The organism is Flavobacterium sp. FG19 (genome assembly GCF_057809475.1).
On record NZ_JBMDKA010000007.1, the window covers coordinates 179,939 to 201,900 of the forward strand.

General features: G+C 37.4%; 20 protein-coding genes and 1 tRNA gene. 9 read left to right on the top strand and 12 right to left on the bottom strand.

Features of this window, described 5'->3' with window-relative positions; genetic code table 11:
• Positions 1-50: 50 nt before the first annotated feature.
• The 5 genes from accB to pdxA form a co-directional block, all read right to left on the bottom strand.
• Positions 51-539 (bottom strand): acetyl-CoA carboxylase biotin carboxyl carrier protein, encoded by a 489-nt coding sequence (accB, locus tag ACODST_RS09555; protein ID WP_488931887.1) that lies wholly within the window; start codon positions 537-539, stop codon positions 51-53.
• A gap of 23 nt (positions 540-562) precedes the next feature.
• On the bottom strand, positions 563-1,561 hold the full coding sequence (locus ACODST_RS09560) for a beta-ketoacyl-ACP synthase III (RefSeq protein ID WP_488931888.1): 999 nt from the start codon (positions 1,559-1,561) through the stop codon (positions 563-565).
• Positions 1,562-1,734: 173 nt separating this feature from the next.
• Positions 1,735-1,929, bottom strand: a complete 195-nt coding sequence (gene rpmF, locus ACODST_RS09565; protein WP_163398385.1) for a 50S ribosomal protein L32 — start codon at positions 1,927-1,929, stop codon at positions 1,735-1,737.
• Positions 1,930-1,938: 9 nt separating this feature from the next.
• Positions 1,939-2,481, bottom strand: a complete 543-nt coding sequence (locus ACODST_RS09570; RefSeq protein ID WP_488931889.1) for a YceD family protein — start codon at positions 2,479-2,481, stop codon at positions 1,939-1,941.
• A gap of 105 nt (positions 2,482-2,586) precedes the next feature.
• A complete protein-coding gene (gene pdxA / locus ACODST_RS09575; RefSeq protein ID WP_488931890.1) occupies positions 2,587-3,636 on the bottom strand; it encodes a 4-hydroxythreonine-4-phosphate dehydrogenase PdxA in 1,050 nt (349 codons plus the stop codon).
• A 56-nt stretch (positions 3,637-3,692) separates the two neighbouring features.
• Here pdxA and ACODST_RS09580 point away from each other — a divergent pair, with 56 nt between their 5' ends.
• Positions 3,693-4,283, top strand: coding sequence for a riboflavin synthase (locus ACODST_RS09580; RefSeq protein ID WP_488931891.1), 591 nt, complete (start codon positions 3,693-3,695; stop codon positions 4,281-4,283).
• Between the two features lie 30 nt (positions 4,284-4,313).
• Here the strand turns inward: ACODST_RS09580 and ACODST_RS09585 are convergent, their stop codons facing one another.
• On the bottom strand, positions 4,314-4,526 hold the full coding sequence (locus ACODST_RS09585) for a hypothetical protein (RefSeq protein WP_488931892.1): 213 nt from the start codon (positions 4,524-4,526) through the stop codon (positions 4,314-4,316).
• Between the two features lie 564 nt (positions 4,527-5,090).
• Between ACODST_RS09585 and ACODST_RS09590 the strand changes: the two genes are divergently transcribed.
• The gene (locus ACODST_RS09590) at positions 5,091-6,080 is read left to right on the top strand and encodes a DNA cytosine methyltransferase (protein ID WP_488931893.1); all 990 of its coding nucleotides are present in this window, start codon (positions 5,091-5,093) and stop codon (positions 6,078-6,080) included.
• Between the two features lie 4 nt (positions 6,081-6,084).
• On the opposite strand, the gene ACODST_RS09595 is transcribed toward ACODST_RS09590, so the two are convergent.
• The 5 genes from ACODST_RS09595 to ACODST_RS09615 form a co-directional block, all read right to left on the bottom strand.
• Positions 6,085-6,522: a very short patch repair endonuclease gene (locus ACODST_RS09595; protein WP_488931894.1), complete on the bottom strand. Its 438-nt coding sequence runs from the start codon at positions 6,520-6,522 to the stop codon at positions 6,085-6,087.
• Between the two features lie 130 nt (positions 6,523-6,652).
• Positions 6,653-6,726, bottom strand: a tRNA-Ile gene (locus ACODST_RS09600).
• Positions 6,727-6,872: 146 nt separating this feature from the next.
• Positions 6,873-7,277 carry a methylmalonyl-CoA epimerase gene (gene mce, locus ACODST_RS09605; RefSeq protein ID WP_488931895.1) on the bottom strand — a complete coding sequence of 135 codons (405 nt, stop codon included), beginning with the start codon at positions 7,275-7,277 and terminating at the stop codon, positions 6,873-6,875.
• A gap of 10 nt (positions 7,278-7,287) precedes the next feature.
• Positions 7,288-9,645: a hypothetical protein gene (locus ACODST_RS09610; RefSeq protein ID WP_488931896.1), complete on the bottom strand. Its 2,358-nt coding sequence runs from the start codon at positions 9,643-9,645 to the stop codon at positions 7,288-7,290.
• On the bottom strand, positions 9,605-10,591 hold the full coding sequence (locus tag ACODST_RS09615; RefSeq protein ID WP_488931897.1) for a hypothetical protein: 987 nt from the start codon (positions 10,589-10,591) through the stop codon (positions 9,605-9,607). The genes ACODST_RS09610 and ACODST_RS09615 overlap by 41 nt, the downstream gene beginning before the upstream one ends.
• Positions 10,592-10,781: 190 nt before the next feature.
• Here ACODST_RS09615 and ACODST_RS09620 point away from each other — a divergent pair, with 190 nt between their 5' ends.
• Positions 10,782-12,470 (top strand): Ig-like domain-containing domain, encoded by a 1,689-nt coding sequence (locus ACODST_RS09620; protein ID WP_488931898.1) that lies wholly within the window; start codon positions 10,782-10,784, stop codon positions 12,468-12,470.
• Here ACODST_RS09620 and ACODST_RS09625 read toward each other — a convergent pair.
• Positions 12,467-13,234: an amidohydrolase gene (locus ACODST_RS09625; protein WP_488931899.1), complete on the bottom strand. Its 768-nt coding sequence runs from the start codon at positions 13,232-13,234 to the stop codon at positions 12,467-12,469. The genes ACODST_RS09620 and ACODST_RS09625 overlap by 4 nt on opposite strands.
• A gap of 234 nt (positions 13,235-13,468) precedes the next feature.
• On the opposite strand from ACODST_RS09625, the gene ACODST_RS09630 reads away from it, so the two are divergent.
• From ACODST_RS09630 to ACODST_RS09655, 6 genes are all read left to right on the top strand, one after another.
• A complete protein-coding gene (locus tag ACODST_RS09630) occupies positions 13,469-16,624 on the top strand; it encodes a SusC/RagA family TonB-linked outer membrane protein (RefSeq protein WP_488931900.1) in 3,156 nt (1,051 codons plus the stop codon).
• Positions 16,625-16,659: 35 nt separating this feature from the next.
• The gene (locus tag ACODST_RS09635; protein ID WP_488931901.1) at positions 16,660-18,189 is read left to right on the top strand and encodes a SusD/RagB family nutrient-binding outer membrane lipoprotein; all 1,530 of its coding nucleotides are present in this window, start codon (positions 16,660-16,662) and stop codon (positions 18,187-18,189) included.
• A gap of 17 nt (positions 18,190-18,206) precedes the next feature.
• Positions 18,207-19,526 (top strand): GntP family permease, encoded by a 1,320-nt coding sequence (locus ACODST_RS09640; RefSeq protein WP_488931902.1) that lies wholly within the window; start codon positions 18,207-18,209, stop codon positions 19,524-19,526.
• Between the two features lie 4 nt (positions 19,527-19,530).
• Positions 19,531-19,998, top strand: coding sequence for a RidA family protein (locus tag ACODST_RS09645; RefSeq protein ID WP_121359933.1), 468 nt, complete (start codon positions 19,531-19,533; stop codon positions 19,996-19,998).
• Between the two features lie 276 nt (positions 19,999-20,274).
• Positions 20,275-21,306 carry a PfkB family carbohydrate kinase gene (locus tag ACODST_RS09650; protein WP_488931903.1) on the top strand — a complete coding sequence of 344 codons (1,032 nt, stop codon included), beginning with the start codon at positions 20,275-20,277 and terminating at the stop codon, positions 21,304-21,306.
• Positions 21,307-21,314: 8 nt separating this feature from the next.
• The gene (locus ACODST_RS09655; RefSeq protein ID WP_488931904.1) at positions 21,315-21,962 is read left to right on the top strand and encodes a bifunctional 4-hydroxy-2-oxoglutarate aldolase/2-dehydro-3-deoxy-phosphogluconate aldolase; all 648 of its coding nucleotides are present in this window, start codon (positions 21,315-21,317) and stop codon (positions 21,960-21,962) included.

The window sequence follows — 21,962 nt, forward strand, 5'->3', positions numbered from 1 at the left end:
AAATTCCAACTCATTGGATTTTGTGATTTCTCTATTGGAATTTTTAAAAATTATGATGGATCTACTAAGAATAAAGGCTGGTCAAATTCAACCGGAGACATATCGTCTACAAGAATTTTCACAATTTTACCTGAAACTTCTGATTCGATTTCGTTGAATAATTTCATTGCTTCAATTACACAAAGAACATCACCTTTAGAAACTGTACTTCCTACTTCAGTGAAAACTGGTTTGTCCGGAGATGGTTTTCTATAGAAAGTTCCAATGATTGGAGATTTTATAGTAACGTATTTAGAATTGTCAGCAGCCGGAGCCTGAGTTTCAGCTGGTACATTTACCACTACAGGAGCTGTAACTTGTGGTGCTGCCTGAGGCAGTGCTGCCTGAGCTGGTAACTGTTGTACATAAGTAGCTTCAGTTACATTTGGCTCTAAAGTTGTTCTGATAGTGATTTTCACATCATCCATTTCTAACTTCACTTCTGCAACTCCCGAATTTGCTACAAATTTGATTAGGTTTTGAATTTCTTTTAAATCCATAATGATTCGTTTTTAGTTTTAATTTATTTCTTATTGTAAGCCCATTTCAGATAGATAGATCCCCAAGTGAATCCACCGCCAAATGCTGCCAAAATAATATTATCTCCTTTTTTGAATTGATGTTCAAAATCGCTTAATACCAAAGGTAATGTTCCTGAAGTTGTATTACCATATCTTTCGATATTAACCAGTACTTTAGACTCTTCCAGTTCAAGTCTGCCTGCAGTTGCATCAATGATGCGTTTGTTTGCCTGATGCGGCACTAACCAGTCAACATCCTGATTGGTTAAATTGTTTCTTTGCAGTATTAATTCGCTGGCATCGGCCATATTAGTAACTGCATATTTAAATACTGTTTTGCCATCCTGCATAATATTATGCTGTCTGTTTTTAACCGTATCTTCTGAAGCCGGGATCAAAGATCCTCCGGCCGGGATTTTAAGAAAATCACGTCCTACACCGTCACTTCTTAAATATTCATCCTGTAAACCAAGACCTTCGTAATTGGGTTCGAACAAAACTGCTCCTGCTCCGTCACCAAAAATAATACAGGTTGCCCTGTCTGTATAATCTACAATCGATGACATTTTATCGGCACCAATCAGCAATACTTTTTTATATCTTCCGGATTGTACATAAGCCGCAGCAGTAGACATTCCGTATAAGAAACTTGAACAGGCCGCCTGCAGATCATAAGCAAACGCATTAAGAGCTCCAATTTCTGTTGCAACATAAACTCCCGTAGAAGCTACCATCATATCTGGTGTTGCCGTTGCCATGATAATCATGTCGATTTCAAACGGATCTATATTAGCTTTTGCTATTAAATCCTGTGCCGCTTTTATGGCAAGGTAAGATGTTCCTTTATCAGCATCTTTAAGAATTCTTCTTTCTTTAATTCCGGTACGAGTGGTAATCCATTCGTCATTGGTGTCTACCATAGTTTCCAGAACTTTGTTAGAAAGTACAAAGTCCGGAACATAAGCTCCAACAGCGGTAATTGCGGCTGTGATTGTATTCATTATATTCTATTATTTCTTTTCAAATAACTATTATTTGAAAAATTTTTAAAAGACTCGAAAATTACAAAAAAAACTGAAACGAATTTGCCTGTATTTTCTTAAAAATCAAAAATTATAACCAACAAAAAAAACTCTCACTATGTGAGAGTTCTAGTATAATTTACAAAAACGTATTAAGCAACCGCTTCAGATTTATCGATAACAACTTGCCCTCTGTAGTACATTTTACCTTCGTGCCAGTAAGCTCTGTGGTATAAATGTGCTTCACCTGTAACAGGACATGTAGCGATTTGAGCTACAGTAGCTTTATAGTGTGTTCTTCTCTTATCTCTTCTTGTTTTTGAGGTCTTTCTCTTAGGATGTGCCATTTTACTATATTATTTATCCGTTAATAGTTTCTTTAATTTTTCCCAACGCGGGTCAATATCTTCTTCTTGTTTACTCTCTTCCTTTTGTTCTTTTACGCTTAATTCATTCAGTTTCGTTAAAGCTTCACTTTGCAAAGTCCCGTCTTTAACGCCAGGATGAATTCTTTTGTGAGGCACCGAAAGCGCAATCATTTCATAAATGTACTGCGACACATCGATTTCGTGCTCTCCATGCGGCAAAATCAACAATTCTTCATTATCATTATTGAATTCTTCACCAAACCTTACGATTAGTTTCATTTTCCCCTTTAAAGGAAGATCAAAATCCTCGCTTGTCAGATCACAAGGCACATTTACCGTTCCTTTGTGTTTGAATCCCAACTCTAACATATTGCTTTTCTTTTCGAAAACCAAATCTACTTTAATGTCTGCACTTTGAAACTCATCGTATTCAAAGTTCTTAAAGAACGTGTTATCTATTTGATATTCAAAATGGTGTTTTCCCAGCTTTAATCCTACGAAAGGAATTAAAAATTCTTTTGATTTGCTCATTTCAACATCAATTTGTACAACGCAGATACAAAACTACATATCTGAATTGGGGTGCAAAGATATAAAATTATTATAAATCTAATAATCTTATTCACCTTTTTTTGTTTATAACTGTTTTTCTTTTATTTTTAGAGGTTTTTGGCTAATCTCCTCATACTGATTACGCGAGCGAAAAATATCCAGCGCCAGATAAACGGCTTCTTTGAATGAATTGAAATCCGCCATGTCTTTTCCGGCAATATCATAACCCGTTCCATGATCCGGAGAGGTTCTGATTCTGTTTAATCCCGCTGTATAATTCACTCCTTTACCAAATGCCAGTGTTTTAAACGGCACCAGTCCCTGATCGTGGTAAGCTGCTACAACAGCATCGTATTTCTCATACTGTGCACTCCCAAAAAAACCATCAGCAGAAAAAGGTCCAAAAACCAGCGTACCGCTGTCAAATATTTTTTTCAGCACCGGTTTCAGGATTAAATCGTCTTCTTTTCCTATTACACCTCCGTCTCCGCAGTGTGGATTGAGACCCAAAACAGCAATTTTTGGTTTTACGATACTAAAATCCTGAATCAATGATTTTTTGATGGTTTCAATTTTTCTGGTAATCAATTCTTCTGTTAAATGAGAAGAAACTTCATTTAAAGGCACATGATCTGTCAAGAGCCCTACTCTTAAGTTGTCCTGAACCATCATCATCAGCGCATTACCTTCCAGTTCCTGATCCAGATAATCGGTATGTCCCGGAAATTTAAAATCTTCTGACTGAATATTATATTTATTAATAGGTGCTGTCACCAAAACATCAATCTGACCTTCATTTAAAGCCTTAGTTGCTGCTGTAAATGATTTAATGGCATATTCTCCTATTTTTTCGTCATTTTTACCCAGATTAATATCCACACCTTCTCTCCAAAGATTATAAACATTCACTTTCCCCGGGATAACCTGATCCAGTTTATCTACACCATGAAACTGCACGGTAGAAGTAAAACTTTTTTTAACAAACGAGAGTATTTTAGCATTGGCAAAAATAACAGGCGTACACAATTCCAGCATTCGGGAATCTTCAAATGTTTTTAGTATAACTTCGCTTCCAATACCGTTTAAATCTCCAACTGAAATTCCAACAATTATATTTTCTGCTTTTTTATTCATAGCTCAGCTTATTTATTACTAATTTTGATGTGCAAATTTAGTAAAATAAAACCACAATGTTTACAGGAATTATTGAAACCCTTGGAAGGATCCACGAAATACAAAAAGATAAAAACAACCTGCATGTTACCGTTGACTCCTCTATTACAAATGAATTAAAAATCGACCAGAGTGTATCGCATAACGGAATCTGCCTGACCGTCGTTGCTATAAAAGATTCATTTTACACCGTTACCGCAATTGAAGAGACCATTTTAAAAACCAATATTGGAGACTGGAAAGTCAATGACATTGTAAATCTCGAAAGAGGCATGAAACTGGGTGACCGTCTTGACGGACACATTGTACAGGGACATGTAGACCAAACCGGAATCTGTACCCAAATTGAAGAAGCAAACGGAAGCTGGAATTACACTTTTGAATACGACCGCAGTCTTAACAACATTACTATAGAAAAAGGTTCCATAACTGTTAACGGGGTAAGTTTAACTGTAGTTAATTCGAAAACCAATGAATTTAGTGTATCGATCATACCTTATACTTTCGAGAACACTAATTTTAAAAATTTCAAAGTCGGCACAAAAATAAACCTTGAATTTGATGTAGTAGGAAAATATATTTCAAGACTTTACGCCATCAACAAATAAGAAGTTATATCGCTAAAAAAAAGCTTTCGTTTAAACGGAAGCTTTTTTTATTTTATTTCGATAGATAACGGTTACTCCTAAAACTAAGCCCGCAGCTGTTAAATACAACAAATCTGTATCAATTGGCGTTCCCGGAGGACCATCCACACCATCATCCGGAGAAGGAGGATTATCCGCCAAAACAACTGACACATTTGATACAATTAAAAAAACTGTTAAAAAAGTAATTCTTATTATCTTCATAAATTCAACGTGCTGAAAGTCAATACAATATACTACTGGCAAATATTTTCATTAGAAACACATCATCAAAATATGCTCTATAAAGGAATTCTTTCGCAAAAGTATACGATTTTTACAAAAAAACAATTTTATATTCAATAAAGTGATACAAAAATAACATACGAATTGTATCGCAAAACAGATTTCCCGTAAACCGGACTAAGTTAAAACTCCCGGCTTCATCACTTTATCACTTCTGTTAACTTTAATTGCAACCAACTTTTTAAACGCTGATTTTCAATATTTTATTACACATAAAACCATTTTTAATCCTTAATTCTAACAGTCCTTACTATTCTTTAAACTAATCCGGTATTACCATAGAATATTTTTTTCAAAAAAACGCTTAATTTTCAATAAGTCAGAAAGAACTGTATTTTAAATTCCGCAATAACCTCAAAGATCTTTCTTTTTCAAATTGAGAAGACAATCAAATATTATCGAATTAATATATTTGCACAAAACAAATAAATTAGTCCTGATTCCTGAAAGCTTTTCCGGATCAAAACCAGAAATCAAAAATAAATGAAAAACAATTATACAGTTGGAAGTTTATATGCAGGTGTAGGCGGCATATGCCTGGGTTTTGAGAAAGCCGGATTTGAACTTAAATGGGCTAACGAATTTGACAAAAAAGCCTGTGTTACCTACAGAAACAATTTTAAACACAACCTTATCGAAGGCGATGTGATGGAACTGAATGTTAATTCTCTTGAAAAAATTGACATCCTCACGGCCGGATTTCCCTGCCAGCCGTTTTCACTTGCCGGACACCGAAAAGGTTTTGATGACAGCCGCGGCAATCATTTTTTTAAAATTCTGGACTTTATTGATGAAATGCGGCCTAAGGTCGTATTTCTTGAAAATGTCAAAAACCTCAAAGGCCACGATAAAGGAAACACTCTGAAAGTAATTAAAAAGGAAATTAAAAAACGTAATTACACGTTTGACAGCTCTATCCTGAACACCAAGGATTTTGGAAATACCCCGCATAACAGAGAAAGACTTTTCATGATTGCCTTTGACAAAGATTTTGTGAACACCAAAACTTTCAAGTTTAAATTTCCCGAAAAAGAGCGTTTAACCCGTTCGTTAAAAGATTTAATTATTACAGAAAAAGTTTCTGATAAGTTTTATTATGGAGAAGATAAATACATGTACAGCAAACTTAAAGAAGCAGTTACGGAGCAAAATCGCATTTATCAATTTAGAAGACAATATGTTAGAGAAAATAAAGCGGGCTTATGCCCCACCCTTACTGCCAACATGGGAACCGGCGGACACAATGTTCCTATTATTACGACCGATTTTGGTTTCCGAAAACTGACTCCCCGAGAATGTTTCAGACTCCAGGGCTTTCCGGACGATTATAAACTGCCTTCTATTTCCAATTCCAGCTTATACAAACAGGCAGGAAATTCTGTAAGCATGCCTGTTGTACAAAGACTGGCTGCTGAAATTTTTAAAGTAATCGAAAAAGTAGAAGCGAAGAAAAAAAGAAAACTTCAGCTTTAAAACTTTAATCCTTTTCTTCTGCCTGTTGTTTTGAAAGCTCGATTTCGGTCCGGATTTTTCCAACACAATCATCCAGCTCCTTTTGGACCTGCTTACTCCAAAACCGAAGCACTTTCCACTTTTTAGAAATAAGATAATCATTTACTTCAATATCCCGCTGTTTGTTTCGTTCGATTTTAGGAATCCAGTACTCCCGGTTTGATTTTATTCGATGTTGCTGTGTTTCCCAGTCTTTACCATGAAAAAACTCACTGTCTATAAAAATGGCTATTTTATATTTTGTAAAAGTCAGATCCGGTTTCCCAAATACTTTTTTATTGTTTTTACGGTACCGGTAACCCAATTCCCAAAGTGCTTTTGCCAGCCGCACTTCCTGGGTAGTTGCCGTACTTTTAATGGCCTGCATATTTTTTCTCCTTTGTTCGGGAGTCAAATTATCCATGGTGCGTTTAAGATTAAGTTTGTCTTTAAAATCTAAAGTTAGGTCTTATATGTCTTTGATGATAAAAACGGCAAGAAAAATTTAAAAAAACAAAAAAGCCTCTACATTTCTGTAAAGGCTTAAATTTCTGTGGTCCCACCTGGGCTCGAACCAGGGACCACCTGATTATGAGTCAGGTGCTCTAACCAACTGAGCTATAGGACCGGTTTAGAGGATGCAATATTACTACTATTTTTCGTTCACTCCAAATATTTTAAGACATGATTTGAATTTAATTTGATTTAAAGACATTCATCTAAAAAACGGAATTGATTTTCAACACCTTATTTAAATAAAAAAACAATATTTTCTTATCGTATTTCCTGACAAAGCTCTACTAATACACCGTTTGTGTTCTTCGGATGCAGAAAAACCACCAGTTTATTATCGGCTCCTTTCTTCGGAACGTCGTTAATCAATACAAATCCTTCTTCTTTGAGGCGGGAAATTTCAGCCTGAATATCTTCCACATCAAAAGCGATATGATGAATGCCTTCTCCTTTTTTTTCTAAAAATTTTGCAATAGGACTTTCCGGGTTTGTAGCCATCAAAAGTTCAATTTTATTGGTTCCGGTCTGAAAGAAAGAAGTCAGAACCCCTTCACTTTCTACGGTCTCTTCTTTGTAGGACGGCACACCAAGCAGTTTTTCAAACAATACATTGGCATCCTGCATATTTTTAACGGCAATCCCGATATGTTCAATTTTATTTACCATGTTGTTTGTTTTATTGATTTACATAGGTATTAAAATATCCGCATTCTGCAATTACATCCTGGTAATATTTAGTATCGGCGTATTCTTTTCTAAGAGTTTTAAATCCGTTCCAGGCTGTAAAGTTCACTTTATCATCATTAATATCCCACCAGCTTCGGACATTATTGTATTTAGCATTATAATAGTCATTTCGTTCGCATTTAGCAATCAGGTATACACATTTTGCTTTCTGTTCTTTGGTTGCCGCTGCCTGCAAAGCTTTCTGGTAATACATTTTTGAAACACTGCAGTCGGTAATCATCTTTTTCATCGAATCCCTGAATGAATATGGACTTGAACCATAACCTACAATACTTATTTCATAAAAGGTTCGTCCGTTTCCAAAATGCGATATATTATAAAAAGCATTTCCTAATAGCAAACTATTGGTGTAAACATCTTCTTTCTGCGCCAGATTATCCTGCATTTCTTTGATCGTAGTCAGAAAATCCAGCTGCGTGTATTTTCTTTTTTGATAAGCCGCATGATCACAGTCATGACAATCTTTGATACTTCCGTTAAACGGATTTCCCAAAAATTTATAGTACTGTACTGAATCGGTTTGTTTCATAAATTCAATAGCTTCCGGTATTTTATTTTTGAAAGCGGCCTGAACTGCCTGAAAATTATTAATATCCTTTAGCTTTAAACTGTAAATTCCGGCCCCGATATTTTCAATTTCAGTTTTATCAGACTTTGACAAAAAAGCTTTCATGTCCAGCAGAGCCTTTTCATTATCATAAAAAGAGTTCCCATCGTTCCAGTAACTGTAACGTGATTCTCCAAAAATCTCAGTCATGACCAGGTTTCCTTTTTCCCTGTAAAGACTCGACAAATAACTTTTGCTCCAGGAAGCAGCATTCTGATACCGAAATTCCTGTCCTTTATAGCTTTTCGGAAGCTCATAATACAGCCAGTTCAAATCGGCCAGAATGGTCTTTTCGTTTTTATCCGTCAGTTTATCAATTTTACTCAGGTTATTTACAAAACGCAGGAGGCGCAGCTGCATTCCGGCCAGTTCCGTTTTTGGAAGTGTTTTCAGGGCTTTGTCAAAATTCTTATCGGCATTGGTATAATCACCTTTCAGAGTCTGCAAATACCCCAGCGACAAATCCCATAAATAAGGACGGTCTGTATTTCCGGCAGCCGAAATTTTTACCATTAAGTCAATAGCCTTTTTATCTACTTTAATCTGATTTTGTGTTTTGTTTTCGGCTACGGTCTGCTGTTTTTTAGCCTGATTTTCGTCTCCGTTCTGCTGAAACGAATTATTTATAGCTTCTTCCAGCCTGTTTACCAGTCTCGTAGCCAGATAATTCAAATGCGTACTTTTGGGATCTAATTCATAGATTTTTTCAATAGCCTGTTTTTCGTCTTTATAATAGCCATGGATTGCCCAAAGTGCGGCTTTTTCCTTGTTATCCTTAGCTATGGCAAGCGCTTTTGTCCAGTCGGTTTCGTTTTTTGGACTAAAACTGTAAGCGGTTACCACTCTTAATTCCGGACATTTATCAAAAACCTGGGCATACAAATAATTAGAAAGAGCGTATTTCTTTTGTTTATGATAAATTCCGGCAGCATATGAAAGTGCACGGTAATACAAGACGTTTTTAGGAACTGAACTTTCTGTACGATTAAAAAAGTCAACTGCCTTTTGTTTATCGTTACTGTAAAAACGCGCTTTCATGGTAAGAAACCAATATCTGTTTTTCAAAAAAGGATCCGAAATAGTATTGTAGACATTCTCGATCGACTGGATCATTTTGGCATCGTTAAAAGTTTCCGTTTCTACTTTATCATAGCCCCAGTATTCTTTAGCAATCGAAACTGTTTCTATTTTTTGTGCCAGATACAAAAACTCTACAAAGCTTTTCACCTTCTCCTCTTTCAACGGTATCTTTTTACCCCATTTCAAAGAAGATTTATTGTCTTTTTTGTTTTTATAATATACATGAAGATCTGTTATTTCCTCCTTATTTTTAATTTCCTTCTGATCATCTGCATAATACCCTGTTCTTTCGTTTCCAATTAGAAAGTAATTGACCGTCGTAGTATCGATTTTCCCTTTAAGATAGGCTGCCCAATCTGACTTTATATCTTTATTAAAGCGGGAATTATGCTGGGTATCAAAACCAATTCCGTAGAAAATTCCGCCTGATAAAAACAAAGGCGAATACGATTTGTCTGCAAAAGTTTCCGGTGTAAAATTAGAACTGTAAGCACCGAAATAATCCCAATCGCCATCGGCACAAGCATAAATAATTCCGTAAATAAAAAGGAAGGCGGCGCTAAAACCAAGAAACAACCTGCTTAAAAATATTCTCTTCATAGTTTTTTAAATTGAATTCGTCTAAATCGTAAAATATAATTTCGTTTGGGGCCTGAGCGGCATTATCGTTCAAATCTTCGGCCATCTCTTTTAAATCTCCGGCTGAAATACTTTCTATTTTCAACAGCTCGTTTTCCTGATAATAAACACCATTTTTGTAATTAGATTGTTTTACCCTGAAAAACATTGGGCTCAACTGTTCAAAATTTTTATCTTTTTTCAGGATATTAAAATCCAGTTTTGACCTGAGTCCTATAACCCTGTTGTCTTTAATATGAATAGCCCAGGAATACACAGGCAGTGCATAATCCAGGTGCAGTGGATATTTTTTTAAACTTTTCAGATATTTTTCAGAAATCTTCCGACTGTAAACAGAATTTAAAGAATCAGCTGCAATAGTACCCATATTGTAAAACATCAGAATACCGTTATCTACATTCGGGATTTTAGTTTTCTTAAAATATTTTACCTGATGCAGTCTTATCGTAGCCGAAAGTTTCTTTTTGGAAAGTTTCTTAATCTGTTCGATAAACTGAAGATAATGGTCTTTACTGTTCAGCGTCCAGTCACAGTCAATCTGAATTTCGGAGCAGGAAATGTTATTTTTTGCATTGATCTCATTAATCAGGTGAATTGTTTTCTGAGCCAGTTCCGCCACATCAAGATGCTGCTGAAGCATTACTTTGTTCTGAATAAAAACAACCGGTACAATTTCAAAACCATCGGTTTTTTCATAAAAATGCACCGGACTTACCGGAACAGGATTTTGGCTCTGAGGATGAAGTCCAATGTCAAAATACCGGACATACAGCTTATGAACCTCATTTTCCTTTAAGGCTTTTTTCTCCGTTTTAGAAAACTTCAGGTTAGTTTTCCAGTAATAAAAAGAAATAACGGGTTTATCATTTTTACTGCAGGCAGTCAGAAAAACAAATAAGGAAACCAAAAAAAGTCTTTTAATCAAAACGGAAGAAATTATATTTTACCCCAAAAGTAAGAAATTATAACTTTTCTTCATTTCTAAAACTTACAAAAAACTGGAAATAACCAAAGTTGTAATTCCTAATAAATGGCTAAAAAATTTCAATTAAAGCAAATATAATTGTTATTTTGTGCAATCAAATTTAAAAACCGCTATGTTTAAAAGCAAACTCAAATACCTTTCATTTTTATTTGTATTATTAATGATAAGCTGCGCCAAAAGAGGCAGCATAACTGGCGGACTAAAAGATACCCTGGCACCGGTGCTGGTTTCAAGCACTCCTAAAAATTTCAGCACCAATTTTAAAGGCGATGAAATCAATCTGGTTTTTGATGAATATATCAAACTGAAAAACCTCAACAAACAGCTTATTATTTCACCTCCCATGAAACATGAGCCGCTGATTACCCCAACCGGAGTCAGTAAGTTTATAAATATCAAAATTAAAGATACCTTACAGCCTAATACGACTTACAGTTTTAATTTTGGACAGAGTATTGCCGACAATAATGAAGGAAACCCAATTAACCAGTTTAAATATGTTTTTTCTACAGGACCTTACATCGATTCGCTTACACTGGGCGGAAGAATAAAAGATGCCCACGAAAAATATGTAGACAACTTTGTATCTGTAATGCTTTATGAGGCTAATGACAAATACAAAGATTCAGTTATTTACAAAGAATTTCCGCGTTATATTACCAACACTCTTGATAGTCTCCGAACTTTTAAATTCGAAAATTTAAAAGCCGGACAATACCTTTTAGTGGCTTTAAAAGACAAGGGAAGCAACAACAAATACAATCCTAAAGATGATAAAATAGGTTTTATCAAACATTTTATCACCATTCCTAACGATACTCTTTTTGAACTGGAACTTTTTAAAGAAACCCTTCCGTTAAAAGCCCTGAAACCTATTCAGGCTTCCGGGAACAGATTACTGCTTCCGTACGAAGGGAAACAGAACTTTAAAATTAACAAGCCGGCAGTGGTTTTAAAAAACAATGGCGAAATACTGGAATCCATCGTTACCCAGTTCCCTAAAAAAGACTCCCTGCAGGTGTGGTTTAAACCTTTAAAAACCGATTCACTATCGCTGGAAGTCAGCCGTGACAGCTACAACAAAAAATACACGGTTAAAATTAAAGATCAGAAAAAAGACACGCTGAACATTAAAGCGGTTCAAAACGGAATTATTAATTTCAGGGAAAGATTTACGCTCGATACTGAGACTCCGCTGGTTAAATTTGATAAATCAAAAATAAAACTGATCAATAAAGATTCAACTGCCGTTGACTTTACAACAGAATACGACGATTTTAACCAAAAATTATATGTTGATTTTAAGAAAGAACCTTTAGAAAAATACAGTGTAACTTTCTTCCCGGGAGCCCTGACGGATTTCTATGAAAAAGTCAACGATACCTTGTCCTATAAACTCACCACAAAAGAAGTGGAAGATTACGGTAATCTGGTTTTGAACCTGAAAAACATAAAACGTTTTCCTATAATTGTTGAAATTACCAACAAAAAAGGAGACGAAGTGCTGGCGAGTGAATACTCTGAAGGAAGTACAAAAATCGAGTTTAACCTGCTGGTTCCAACCGCCTTCACAGTCAGGGTGATTTACGACGACAATAAAAACAAAATGTACGATGCCGGGAATTTCCTGGAGAAAAAATATGCCGAAGAAGTTTTCTATTTCCAGCAGGAAGTTGATGTTCGTTCTAACTGGGATGTTGATCAGTCCATCGATTTGAGCATTCCGTTTAGTCCTGAAGTCGAAAAGAAAGAAGATGCCATAAAGAAGAAAAAAGAAGAAAAGAAACGAAAAGCGTTCTAAATCTGAATACTAAACACATCTTTATCGCTTAAAAAATCCAGTTTTTTCCGGGTTTCCAGCAAGTCATTTTTATCCAGCTCCACCACAAAAAAACCAGCTGTTTCTTGTGGTTCCAGAATATAACTGCCCAAAAAATCAACAGCCTGCGAATGTCCGGTATGTTCATACTGGTTAGCATCGGTTCCTATTCTGTTGACCCCAATAACATAAGCAAGGTTTTCTATAGCGCGGGCTTTAAGCAAAGCATCCCAGGCGCTGGTTCGTATTTTGGGCCAGTTGGCCACATACAACAGTAAATCATAATTTTCGACATTTCGGGCAAAAACAGGAAAACGTAAATCATAGCAGACCTGCAGGCAGATTTTCCAGTCCAGATAATCAACTATTACTTTTTGGGTTCCGGCAGTGTAAAACCGATCTTCGCCTGCCAGTGTAAACAAATGGCGTTTATCGTAATATTGTATTTCTCCCGACGGAAAAACAAAAAGCAGACGGTTATAATAATTCCCGTCTTCGGCAATAACAACACTTCCTGTTACGGCACTATTTTTCTCCCGGGCCATTGTTTTCATCCACAAAACCGTTTCACCCTGCATCGTTTCGGCAACTCCTGCCGGATTCATGGTAAAACCCGTTGAAAACATTTCAGGAAGCACAATCAGATTCACATCAGAAGGGATCTGACGTATTCTTACTTCAAAGTTTTTTCTGTTGGTCTGAGCATCTTCCCATTGAAGATCTGACTGAATTAATGCGATTTTCATATTTCAAAAATACGAATTTTCAGCTAAAATCTATTTTTTACTAAAAAAGCATATTCTGCAATTTTTTCTCAAAAAAGCCTTTAAAAAGGGCATTTTTTTGGGATTAAAAAAATACCTGACTCAAAAATATTGCAAAAAAAATGCAGTTTTTGCAAAAAAAATGCAAATGTGAAAAATAAATATCTATATTTGATTCGCCAATAAAAACCAAAAAAACATGAAAACCAAACCATTATGAAAACAACGCTTATTTCATTCGTATTTATTGGGGGGATGATCTTCTCGGCAAATGCAAAAGAGACTGCCATAAAAAAGCACCTCTTTGAACAAAACAGCAGTCAGACTGAGATTACAGGTCAGGTAATAGGTCAGGACGATGGAATACCAATTGCAGGCGCTTCCGTTTATGCCAAAAGCAATACTAAAATAGCCACCATTACAGATGAGACAGGAAAATTTAAATTAAAAGTTCCTGAAAACGAAAAACAAATCATCATTTCTTATATGGGTTACGCAACCCTTGAATTCAATTTAGACCAGACTACAGACCTGAACATAATTTTAAAACCTGCCGAAAATGTACTGGACCAGGTTCTTGTAACCGCATTAGGAGTTAAAAAAAGCAACAAATCTATTGCTTACGCCGTAACAGAACTTAAAGGAACGGAGTTTACAAAAGCGAAAGAAACGAATATTACCAATGCTTTGGTGGGAAAAATTGCCGGGGTAAACGTAAGCAGTACGGCAACGGGACCTAACGGTTCAAGCCGTGTGGTAATAAGAGGAAATGGTTCCTTAAACGGAAACAACCAGCCTATGTATGTTGTAAACGATCTGCCTATTGACAATACACAATTAAATCTGCCGGGTATTGGAAATGGTCCGGGATCTACCCGAATTAATGTGGACCGCGGTGACGGAACTTCGGTAATAAACCCGGATGACATTAAAAGTATTACGGTTTTAAAAGGAGGTACTGCGGCTGCCTTATATGGTGCCAACGCCGCCAACGGGGTTATTTTAATCCAGACCAAAAGAGGAGCTGCCCAAAAAGGAATTGGAGTGGAATACAATACTTCTTTTACTTTTGAAACCCCATCAATTTTTCCGGACTGGCAGTATGAATACGGTTCTGGATCAAATGGAAAAAAACCAACTTCCCAGGCTGAAGCAATAGCCGCCGGGCGCTGGTCATGGGGAGCAAAAATGGACGGAAGTGATGTTGTACAGTTTGACGGTGTAGCAAGACCCTATTCGCCACAAAAAAATAATATCAAAAATTTCTACGAAACCGGAACAACTTTCATCAATTCTATTGCTTTGTCCGGAGGAACTGAAAAGGCAACAGGACGTCTTTCGTTTTCGAATACAGACAATCAGTCTGTGGTTCCCAACTCCGATTTTAACCGAAAAAGCATCAATATTGCCACTAATGTTAACATGACGGACTGGTTAAAATTTGATGTTGTAGCTCAGTACAACTCAGAAAAATCAAACAACAGGGTTACCGTTTCGGATGCCGAAGCAAATCCAAACTGGGGAACGTATATGCTGGCCAATACGGTCGACATTAGAAACCTGGCTCCGGGTTATGACGAAAACGGTATTGAAGAAGCCTGGAATCCCGTTGCAGTAGCTACTAACCCTTATTTTGTGGTTAATAAAATCAAAAACAAAGACACTAAAAATCGTTTTATCGGAATGCTGAATGTGAAGTTAAACTTTACTCCGGAATTATTCCTTCAGGGACGAATTGGACAGGATTATACGGATTATGATTTCTTTGGATACATTCCAAAAACCACTTTAAACAATCCGGTGGGATATGCTCAGGGACAAAAAGCAAAATTGTCTAATGTAAACTCAGAAGCTATTCTTAATTATACGAAGAAAAACATCTACGATAATTTTTCTTTAAACGCTTTAGTCGGGGTTAACTCCCGTACTACGCTCAGAGATGAAACCAGAGTGGAAGGTTCAAATTTTGTACTGGATGATTTTTATGCGTTAAGCAATTTATCTACACTTACGTACAGTTATCCGTATGGAAAAACCAAAACAAATTCGGTTTACGGTGCTGTAGATTTAGACTACAAAAATGTCGTTTTCCTGAACTTTACAGGTCGTCAGGATTGGTTTTCTACCCTCTCAAAAGACAACAATACTGTTTTTTATCCTTCTGTAGGAACCAGTGTCATTCTTTCTGAAATAGTAAAAATGCCGGATTTTGTTTCTTTTGCCAAAGTAAGGTCATCATGGGCACAAGTGGGAGGCGCAACACCTGATCCGTATGCACTAAACCAATCGTATTCGATGATTCAGGGCGGACATAACGGACAGCAGTTACAAGGCCCAACAAGCTCAAGAGTTCCTAACGCTACTTTAAGCCCTTTAACTTCCACCACTTTTGAAATTGGAACTGATCTGGGCTTTTTCAAAAATCGCCTGAATCTTGATTTTGCCTGGTACAATCGCGCTACTACTAATGATATTGTCGAAACCACTATTTCGAATGCTTCAGGAGCCAATACTGCTTTATTAAATCTGGGTAAAATGAGAAACAAAGGGGTTGAATTTTTGCTTAGCGGTAAAATCATCAATACAGAAAATTTTTCCTGGGAAGCCAGTGTAAACGGATCATATAACGAAAATACCGTAGAAGCGCTTACTGACCAGTTAAACTCAATTACAATGGCCACTTCTGTAAACGGATACGTAACAATTACAAGTGATGTAGGTCGTCCTTACAGCATTATAAAAGGATACAGACCCCGCAAAGATGCTAACGGAAACACCGTTTATAACGTAAGCGGAGGTTCGGCCACTATTGCTCAGGGACCTCTTGAAGAATTGGGTCAGGGAGTACATCCCTGGGGTGCCGGAATCAGCAACGAATTCAAATACAAAAACATCTCGTTCAGCTTTTTGATTGATGGTAAATTTGGCGGGAGCCTTTACTCCGGAACCGATTTGTACGGAACCCGTATGGGATTAACCAAACTGACACTTGAAGGCCGTGAAAGCGGATTACCAATTAAAGGGGTCGATACTAACGGAAATCCGGTAGATATGGTTATTGCCCCGGAAAACTTAAGAACCTACTACGACGGTTTACGAAACATCTCTTCGACTTTTGTGTATGATGCCAGTTTCATAAAATTAAGACAGATCATATTGGGGTACCAGCTTCCTCTCGAAAAAATAAAAGGCTTGTCTAAATTACAGGGCGCTTCGATTTCTTTTGTGGCCCGAAACTTATTCATTTTGTATAAGAAAACGCCAAACGTAGATCCGGAATCTGTATTCAGCGCCGGAAATGCTCAGGGTGTAGAACAATTTGGAGTACCTAAAACCAGAAGTTTCGGTTTGAACCTAAGTGTCAGATTTTAAACCCTGTTTATTGCTACTAATTAAATTAAAAAGACATGAAAAAGATAACCCTTTTATATATAGCAGCTGTCACTTTAGGAAGTATGACAGCCTGTACCAACGATTTTGAAGAAATCAACACCAATCCCAATTCAGTAGATAAACCCAATCCTAATTTTGTCTTTAGCAAAGCACAACTTGACGGATTAAATAATAATCACTTCTTTACCAATATTCTGGAATGCGGCGGTATGCTGCAGCATTATGCCACTTACAAAGAGGCTTCCGGAGTAGGAGATAAGTATTTAAGCAATGAAGTTTATTTTTCGGCGTATTTCAATCAGGCGTATCCAACAGGAATAAACGAAACGCAAATTGTAATCGATGCTTTAAAAAACAATCCAAACGACAGCAACCGACTCAATATTGCCAGAATCTGGAAAGCCTATTTGTATCACAAACTTACAGATCTTTATGGCGACATTCCGTATTCTGAAGCCGCAAAAGCCAACAGTACACAGGTTTTCCTTCCCAAATATGATACTCAGGAATTCATCTATAAAGACTTATTAAAAGAACTGGAAGAAGCGGCGGCAGCGTTAGATCCGGCCAAACCCAGTTTTGGAAAAGCTGATTTTATTTATGACGGAGATGCGGCCAAATGGAAAAAATTTGCTTATTCGTTAATGCTTCGTTTAGGATTGAGATTATCTAAAGTGGATGCGGCCTTGTCTAAAACCTGGGTAACGAAAGCCATTACAGGAGGTGTAATTTTAAACGGAACTGATAATGCCATTATGAAATACACTGACGGACCAAATGATTTTAACCGAAACCCCGTAGGTTTTGATGCCAGAAGACAGGATTTTACAGCAGGCTCTTTCGGGCAGAAAAATGTAGAAGGCGGAAAACTTGCCAAAACCTTTATCGATTTATTACAATCCACTTCCGATCCGCGAATCAGTGTATATGCGGGAGTCTGGCAGGGAACGGTTCAAAATTCAGCTGCTGATGTTCAGAAAGGTTTTCCTAACGGAACCAAAACAGCGCCAACACCGGCAGAACAGGCCGCTTATTCTGAACCCAATCAAAGTACCGTTTTTAAATATGATGCTCCGCTGGTACTAATCAGCAATGCCGAAACCCACCTCTATCTGGCTGAAGCCGCTGCCAGAGGCTGGTATACGGTCGAAACCGATAAAGATTTGTATGAAAAAGCGGTAACAGCTTCCTTTTTAAACATGGGAATTTACGGTGCCTCTTATGCGATTACAGATGCAGAACCTTATTTAGCGGCAAATCCGTATAATACAGCAGGCACATTTGAAGCAAAAATGAATCAGATTCATACCCAGATTTATATTGCTTTGTTTGTGGATGAACAGGAAATTTATGCCAATTGGAGAAGAACCGGTTATCCTGTCCTGACCCCGGTAAATTTCCCCGGAAATGTTACAAATGGCACAATACCAAGACGTTTAAAATATCCAACCAGCGAATATTCAGTGAATTCAGCTAACTTAGCAGAAGCAGTTAAGCGTCAGGGCGAAGACAGCTTTACAACTAAAATCTGGTGGGACAAATAAAAATATAAAGAGAATAAATGAGCATATTAATTCTTACGGCATGCATTGCATTTTTAATCATTCAGATAGCCTGGCTTAAAATCAATCCGTTTATAGCCTTTATCATAACCGCTTTAGCAGCAGGTCTGTTTCTGGGCCTGCCTGTAAATACTTTGTCACAGACTGTTCAAAAAGGACTGGGCGAAATGTTGGGATCTATCACTTTGATTATTGTTTTCGGAACCTGTATTGGTAAACTTACCGTTTCATCGGGTGCCGCAAATGTTATTGCCAAAACAGTTATGGGATGGACGGGCAGAAAATACGTTCGACTCGGCTTAATGATTACCGGATTTATTGTTGGGATACCTCTATTTTATAGTGTTGGATTTGTTTTGTTAGTACCTCTTATCTTTTCAGTAGCCCATCAGTTCAAACTGTCAAAAGTATATCTGGGAATCCCGATGCTGGCGTCTCTTTCAGTAGCACACGGTTTTTTGCCCCCACATCCGTCACCAATGGCTTTAAGCAGCATGTTAAAAGCCGATATTGGTCTGGTTTTAGTCTATGGAATTATAATTGCAATACCCACCATTTTTATTGCGGGCCTCTTGTTCTCGAATTTACTTAAAAACATTAAAACCGAATCGGATCATGAAATTTTAAATGTTGAAGAAGTAGTGCATCAGGAAAAAATTCCGGGTTTTGCCCTTAGTTTATTCTCGGCGTTATTTCCTGTTTTTGGACTAACACTGACTTCAACAGTACCTTTTTTTATCAAAAATGAAACGGTAGAAAATATTTGCAAAACCGTAGGAGAACCCAGCATGATTATGCTGATTTCTTTACTAATCTGCACTTATACTCTGGGACTCCGAATGAACCGCAGTATCAGCTCTGTTATGGATGATTATGCAGCGGCCATAAAAGACGTTGCCCTGATTGTTCTCATTGTAGGCGGTGCAGGAGGGCTCAAAGAAGTCATGATTGTAAGCGGTGTAAATGAAACTATAGTAGAAGCCCTGACACAAATAAACATTCATCCTTATTTATTGGCATGGATAATGGCTGCGATTATTCGCGTTTGTGTCGGCTCTGCTACAGCTGCAGGATTAATGACAGCGAGTGTTCTGCTGCCGCTGTTACAGACAGCGGGACTGGACCCTAACCTGCTGGTACTGGCAGTAGGAGCCGGAAGTTTAATGTGTTCGCATGTAAACGATCCCAGCTTCTGGATGTTCAAAGAATATTTTAACATCAGCCTGAAAGATACTTTTAAATCCTGGACGGTCATGGAATCGTTAGTATCGGTTTTGGGAATCATTTTCGTTTTTATTTTAAACTCTATAATACATTAATATCATGAACTTATTACCTCAGGAAAAATTTGAAACCCTTGGTTTGTCCTTACCTCCGGCACCTCAGCCGCTGGGCATATACAAACCCTATTTAGTTGATGGTAAATATCTGTATCTTTCGGGTCATGGTCCGGTTAGAGATGACAAATCCTTAATTATCGGCCGGATTGGCGACGACATGGATATCGAAGAAGGAAAACTGGCCGCAAGACAGGTAGGACTAACCATGCTTTCGACTATTGTAACCAATTTTGGAAGCCTGAACAAAGTAAAAAGGGTTATAAAAGTTTTGGGAATGGTGAACTGCAGCAGTGATTTTTTAAGGCATCCTTATGTTATAAACGGCTGCAGCGAGTTGTTTGCCGAAGTTTGGGGGCAGGAAAACGGAATTGGCGTAAGAAGCGCCGTAGGAATGGGCTCCCTGCCGGACAATATTCCAGTTGAAGTAGAAGCTGTTTTCGAATTATTTTAAAAAAGAATATACCACAGGCGACAAAGATTAAAGAGCAATCTGAATTGGTTAAGGAAAATAATTTAATCCTAAGTCTGTGGTTACATTAGATTAAATATATACCAAAGATTCCACAGATTAAACGAATTTCTTTTTGCCGCGAATTACACTAATCAGCACAAATCAGTATGCTAAAATTTATTCGTGAAAATTGGTATAATTCGTGGCAAAAGATTTAAGTACAATACTAAAAAATCCTTTTGAATCTGTATAATCTGTGGCAAAAAAATAAAAATCATGAATACAATTACCCCACAAACAAGAATAGCAGCATTTGGAGAATTACTACTCCGTATGAATGTTGCCAATGGAAACCGCTTTACACAGGCCAATGACATACAAGTCTATACAGGAGGTGCCGAAGCCAATGTTTGTGTTTTACTTTCCCAGCTTGGTATTCAAACAGATTATATCACCAGACTGCCTCAAAACGATCTGGCACAGCTGGCCTTAAACGAACTTCAGAAACACAAAGTAAACACGTCGAAATGTGTGTATGGCGGAGAACGTTTAGGCTTGTATTTTGTAGAATCCGGAAACCAGATCAGACAGTCGCAGGTTATTTACGACCGCAGTAATTCCTCTTTTGCTGCTATTCAAAAAGATCATATCAATTGGAATCAGGTGCTCGAAGATGTTACTCATTTTCACTGGTCCGGAATAAGCCCGGGAGTTTCTTACGAAGCCGGTTCAGCCTGTAAAGAAGCCATAGTAACAGCCCACAAAAAAGGGCTTCCTATTTCTTCTGATTTTAATTACCGTTCCAAATTATGGCAGTACGGAAAGCACCCTTCAGAGATTATGCCCGATCTGCTTCAATACAGCACGATAACGGTTGCCGATCTGGACGCGATCGAAATTTATTTCGGAATTAAAACAGCCCGGAACGAATCCGATGAAAATCGTTTTCAAAAAACATTCGAATTATTAAAAGTTAAAATGCCTTATTTGAAAACGCTGGCCATGAGTTTTAGAAAATCAGACGGACCGGCACATTTGTACAAAGGACTATTACTGCATGAAGACAATTTTTACCAGACAGCCGAACATAAACTGCATATCGTAACCGATCAGATTGGATCGGGAGATGCTTTTAATGCCGGATTATTGTATGGTTTATCAAACCAATTGTCCGGACAGGAATGTATTGAATGGGCGACGGCCTGCGGTGTAATCAAACAAAGCATACATGGAGATTTTGCCATCAGCAGTCCTAATGAAATAAGCCACTATATTAAAAATGGCACAAGTAACAGAATTAACAGATAAACAGAAATATGTACAGCATTTTAAAAACACAGGGGGTATTACCGCTGGTAACCCAAATTAATATTGAAACAGCCCGAATCGTATTGCAATCAGCGGCTGATGCTGGCATAAAAATGATCGAGTTTGCTGCCCGTGCAGAAGATTCAAAAGAAGTTTTTTCGCAAATGATAAACTTCAGAAAAGAAAACAATCTGGACGTTAAAATAGCTGTTGGCTCCATTTTAAATTTAGCCGAAGCCGAGACATATCATCAGCTTGGTGCTGATTGTATTGTCTGCCCGCATACCGATCCTGAAATCGGAGCTTATTGTCTTCAAAATAATATTTACTGGATTCCGGGTGCCGCTACTTTAAATGAAATTCTTCATGCCAATAAACTGGGAGCTGAAGTAGTGAAACTTTTTCCGGCAGATAAAATAGGCGGTCCGGGTTATGTAAAAGCGATAAGAGCACCGTTTCCGGGTTTGAAAATAATGCCTACCGGCGGAGTAACCCTTGAAGAAAGCAATTTAAAGTCCTGGTTCAAATCGGGTGTTGTCTGTGTGGGAATTGGTTCGAACCTGTTTTCAAAAGAAATGCTGTCAAACCTGGACTATGAAAAGGCTTTACTGGCTTTTCAAAATTTAACCGAAGTGGTAGAAAAAACAAGAAACTGA

Coding starts and splice junctions, on each gene's coding strand:
- ACODST_RS09610 (WP_488931896.1), bottom strand. CDS start 9,645: ATGAAGAGAATATTTTTAAGCAGGTTGTTTCTTGGTTTTAGCGCCGCC.
- rpmF (WP_163398385.1), bottom strand. CDS start 1,929: ATGGCACATCCTAAGAGAAAGACCTCAAAAACAAGAAGAGATAAGAGA.
- ACODST_RS09585 (WP_488931892.1), bottom strand. CDS start 4,526: ATGAAGATAATAAGAATTACTTTTTTAACAGTTTTTTTAATTGTATCA.
- ACODST_RS09630 (WP_488931900.1), top strand. CDS start 13,469: ATGAAAACAACGCTTATTTCATTCGTATTTATTGGGGGGATGATCTTC.
- ACODST_RS09650 (WP_488931903.1), top strand. CDS start 20,275: ATGAATACAATTACCCCACAAACAAGAATAGCAGCATTTGGAGAATTA.
- accB (WP_488931887.1), bottom strand. CDS start 539: ATGGATTTAAAAGAAATTCAAAACCTAATCAAATTTGTAGCAAATTCG.
- ACODST_RS09645 (WP_121359933.1), top strand. CDS start 19,531: ATGAACTTATTACCTCAGGAAAAATTTGAAACCCTTGGTTTGTCCTTA.
- ACODST_RS09640 (WP_488931902.1), top strand. CDS start 18,207: ATGAGCATATTAATTCTTACGGCATGCATTGCATTTTTAATCATTCAG.
- ACODST_RS09560 (WP_488931888.1), bottom strand. CDS start 1,561: ATGAATACAATCACAGCCGCAATTACCGCTGTTGGAGCTTATGTTCCG.
- ACODST_RS09620 (WP_488931898.1), top strand. CDS start 10,782: ATGTTTAAAAGCAAACTCAAATACCTTTCATTTTTATTTGTATTATTA.
- ACODST_RS09655 (WP_488931904.1), top strand. CDS start 21,315: ATGTACAGCATTTTAAAAACACAGGGGGTATTACCGCTGGTAACCCAA.
- ACODST_RS09580 (WP_488931891.1), top strand. CDS start 3,693: ATGTTTACAGGAATTATTGAAACCCTTGGAAGGATCCACGAAATACAA.
- ACODST_RS09570 (WP_488931889.1), bottom strand. CDS start 2,481: ATGAGCAAATCAAAAGAATTTTTAATTCCTTTCGTAGGATTAAAGCTG.
- ACODST_RS09595 (WP_488931894.1), bottom strand. CDS start 6,522: ATGGATAATTTGACTCCCGAACAAAGGAGAAAAAATATGCAGGCCATT.
- ACODST_RS09590 (WP_488931893.1), top strand. CDS start 5,091: ATGAAAAACAATTATACAGTTGGAAGTTTATATGCAGGTGTAGGCGGC.
- pdxA (WP_488931890.1), bottom strand. CDS start 3,636: ATGAATAAAAAAGCAGAAAATATAATTGTTGGAATTTCAGTTGGAGAT.
- ACODST_RS09635 (WP_488931901.1), top strand. CDS start 16,660: ATGAAAAAGATAACCCTTTTATATATAGCAGCTGTCACTTTAGGAAGT.
- mce (WP_488931895.1), bottom strand. CDS start 7,277: ATGGTAAATAAAATTGAACATATCGGGATTGCCGTTAAAAATATGCAG.
- ACODST_RS09625 (WP_488931899.1), bottom strand. CDS start 13,234: ATGAAAATCGCATTAATTCAGTCAGATCTTCAATGGGAAGATGCTCAG.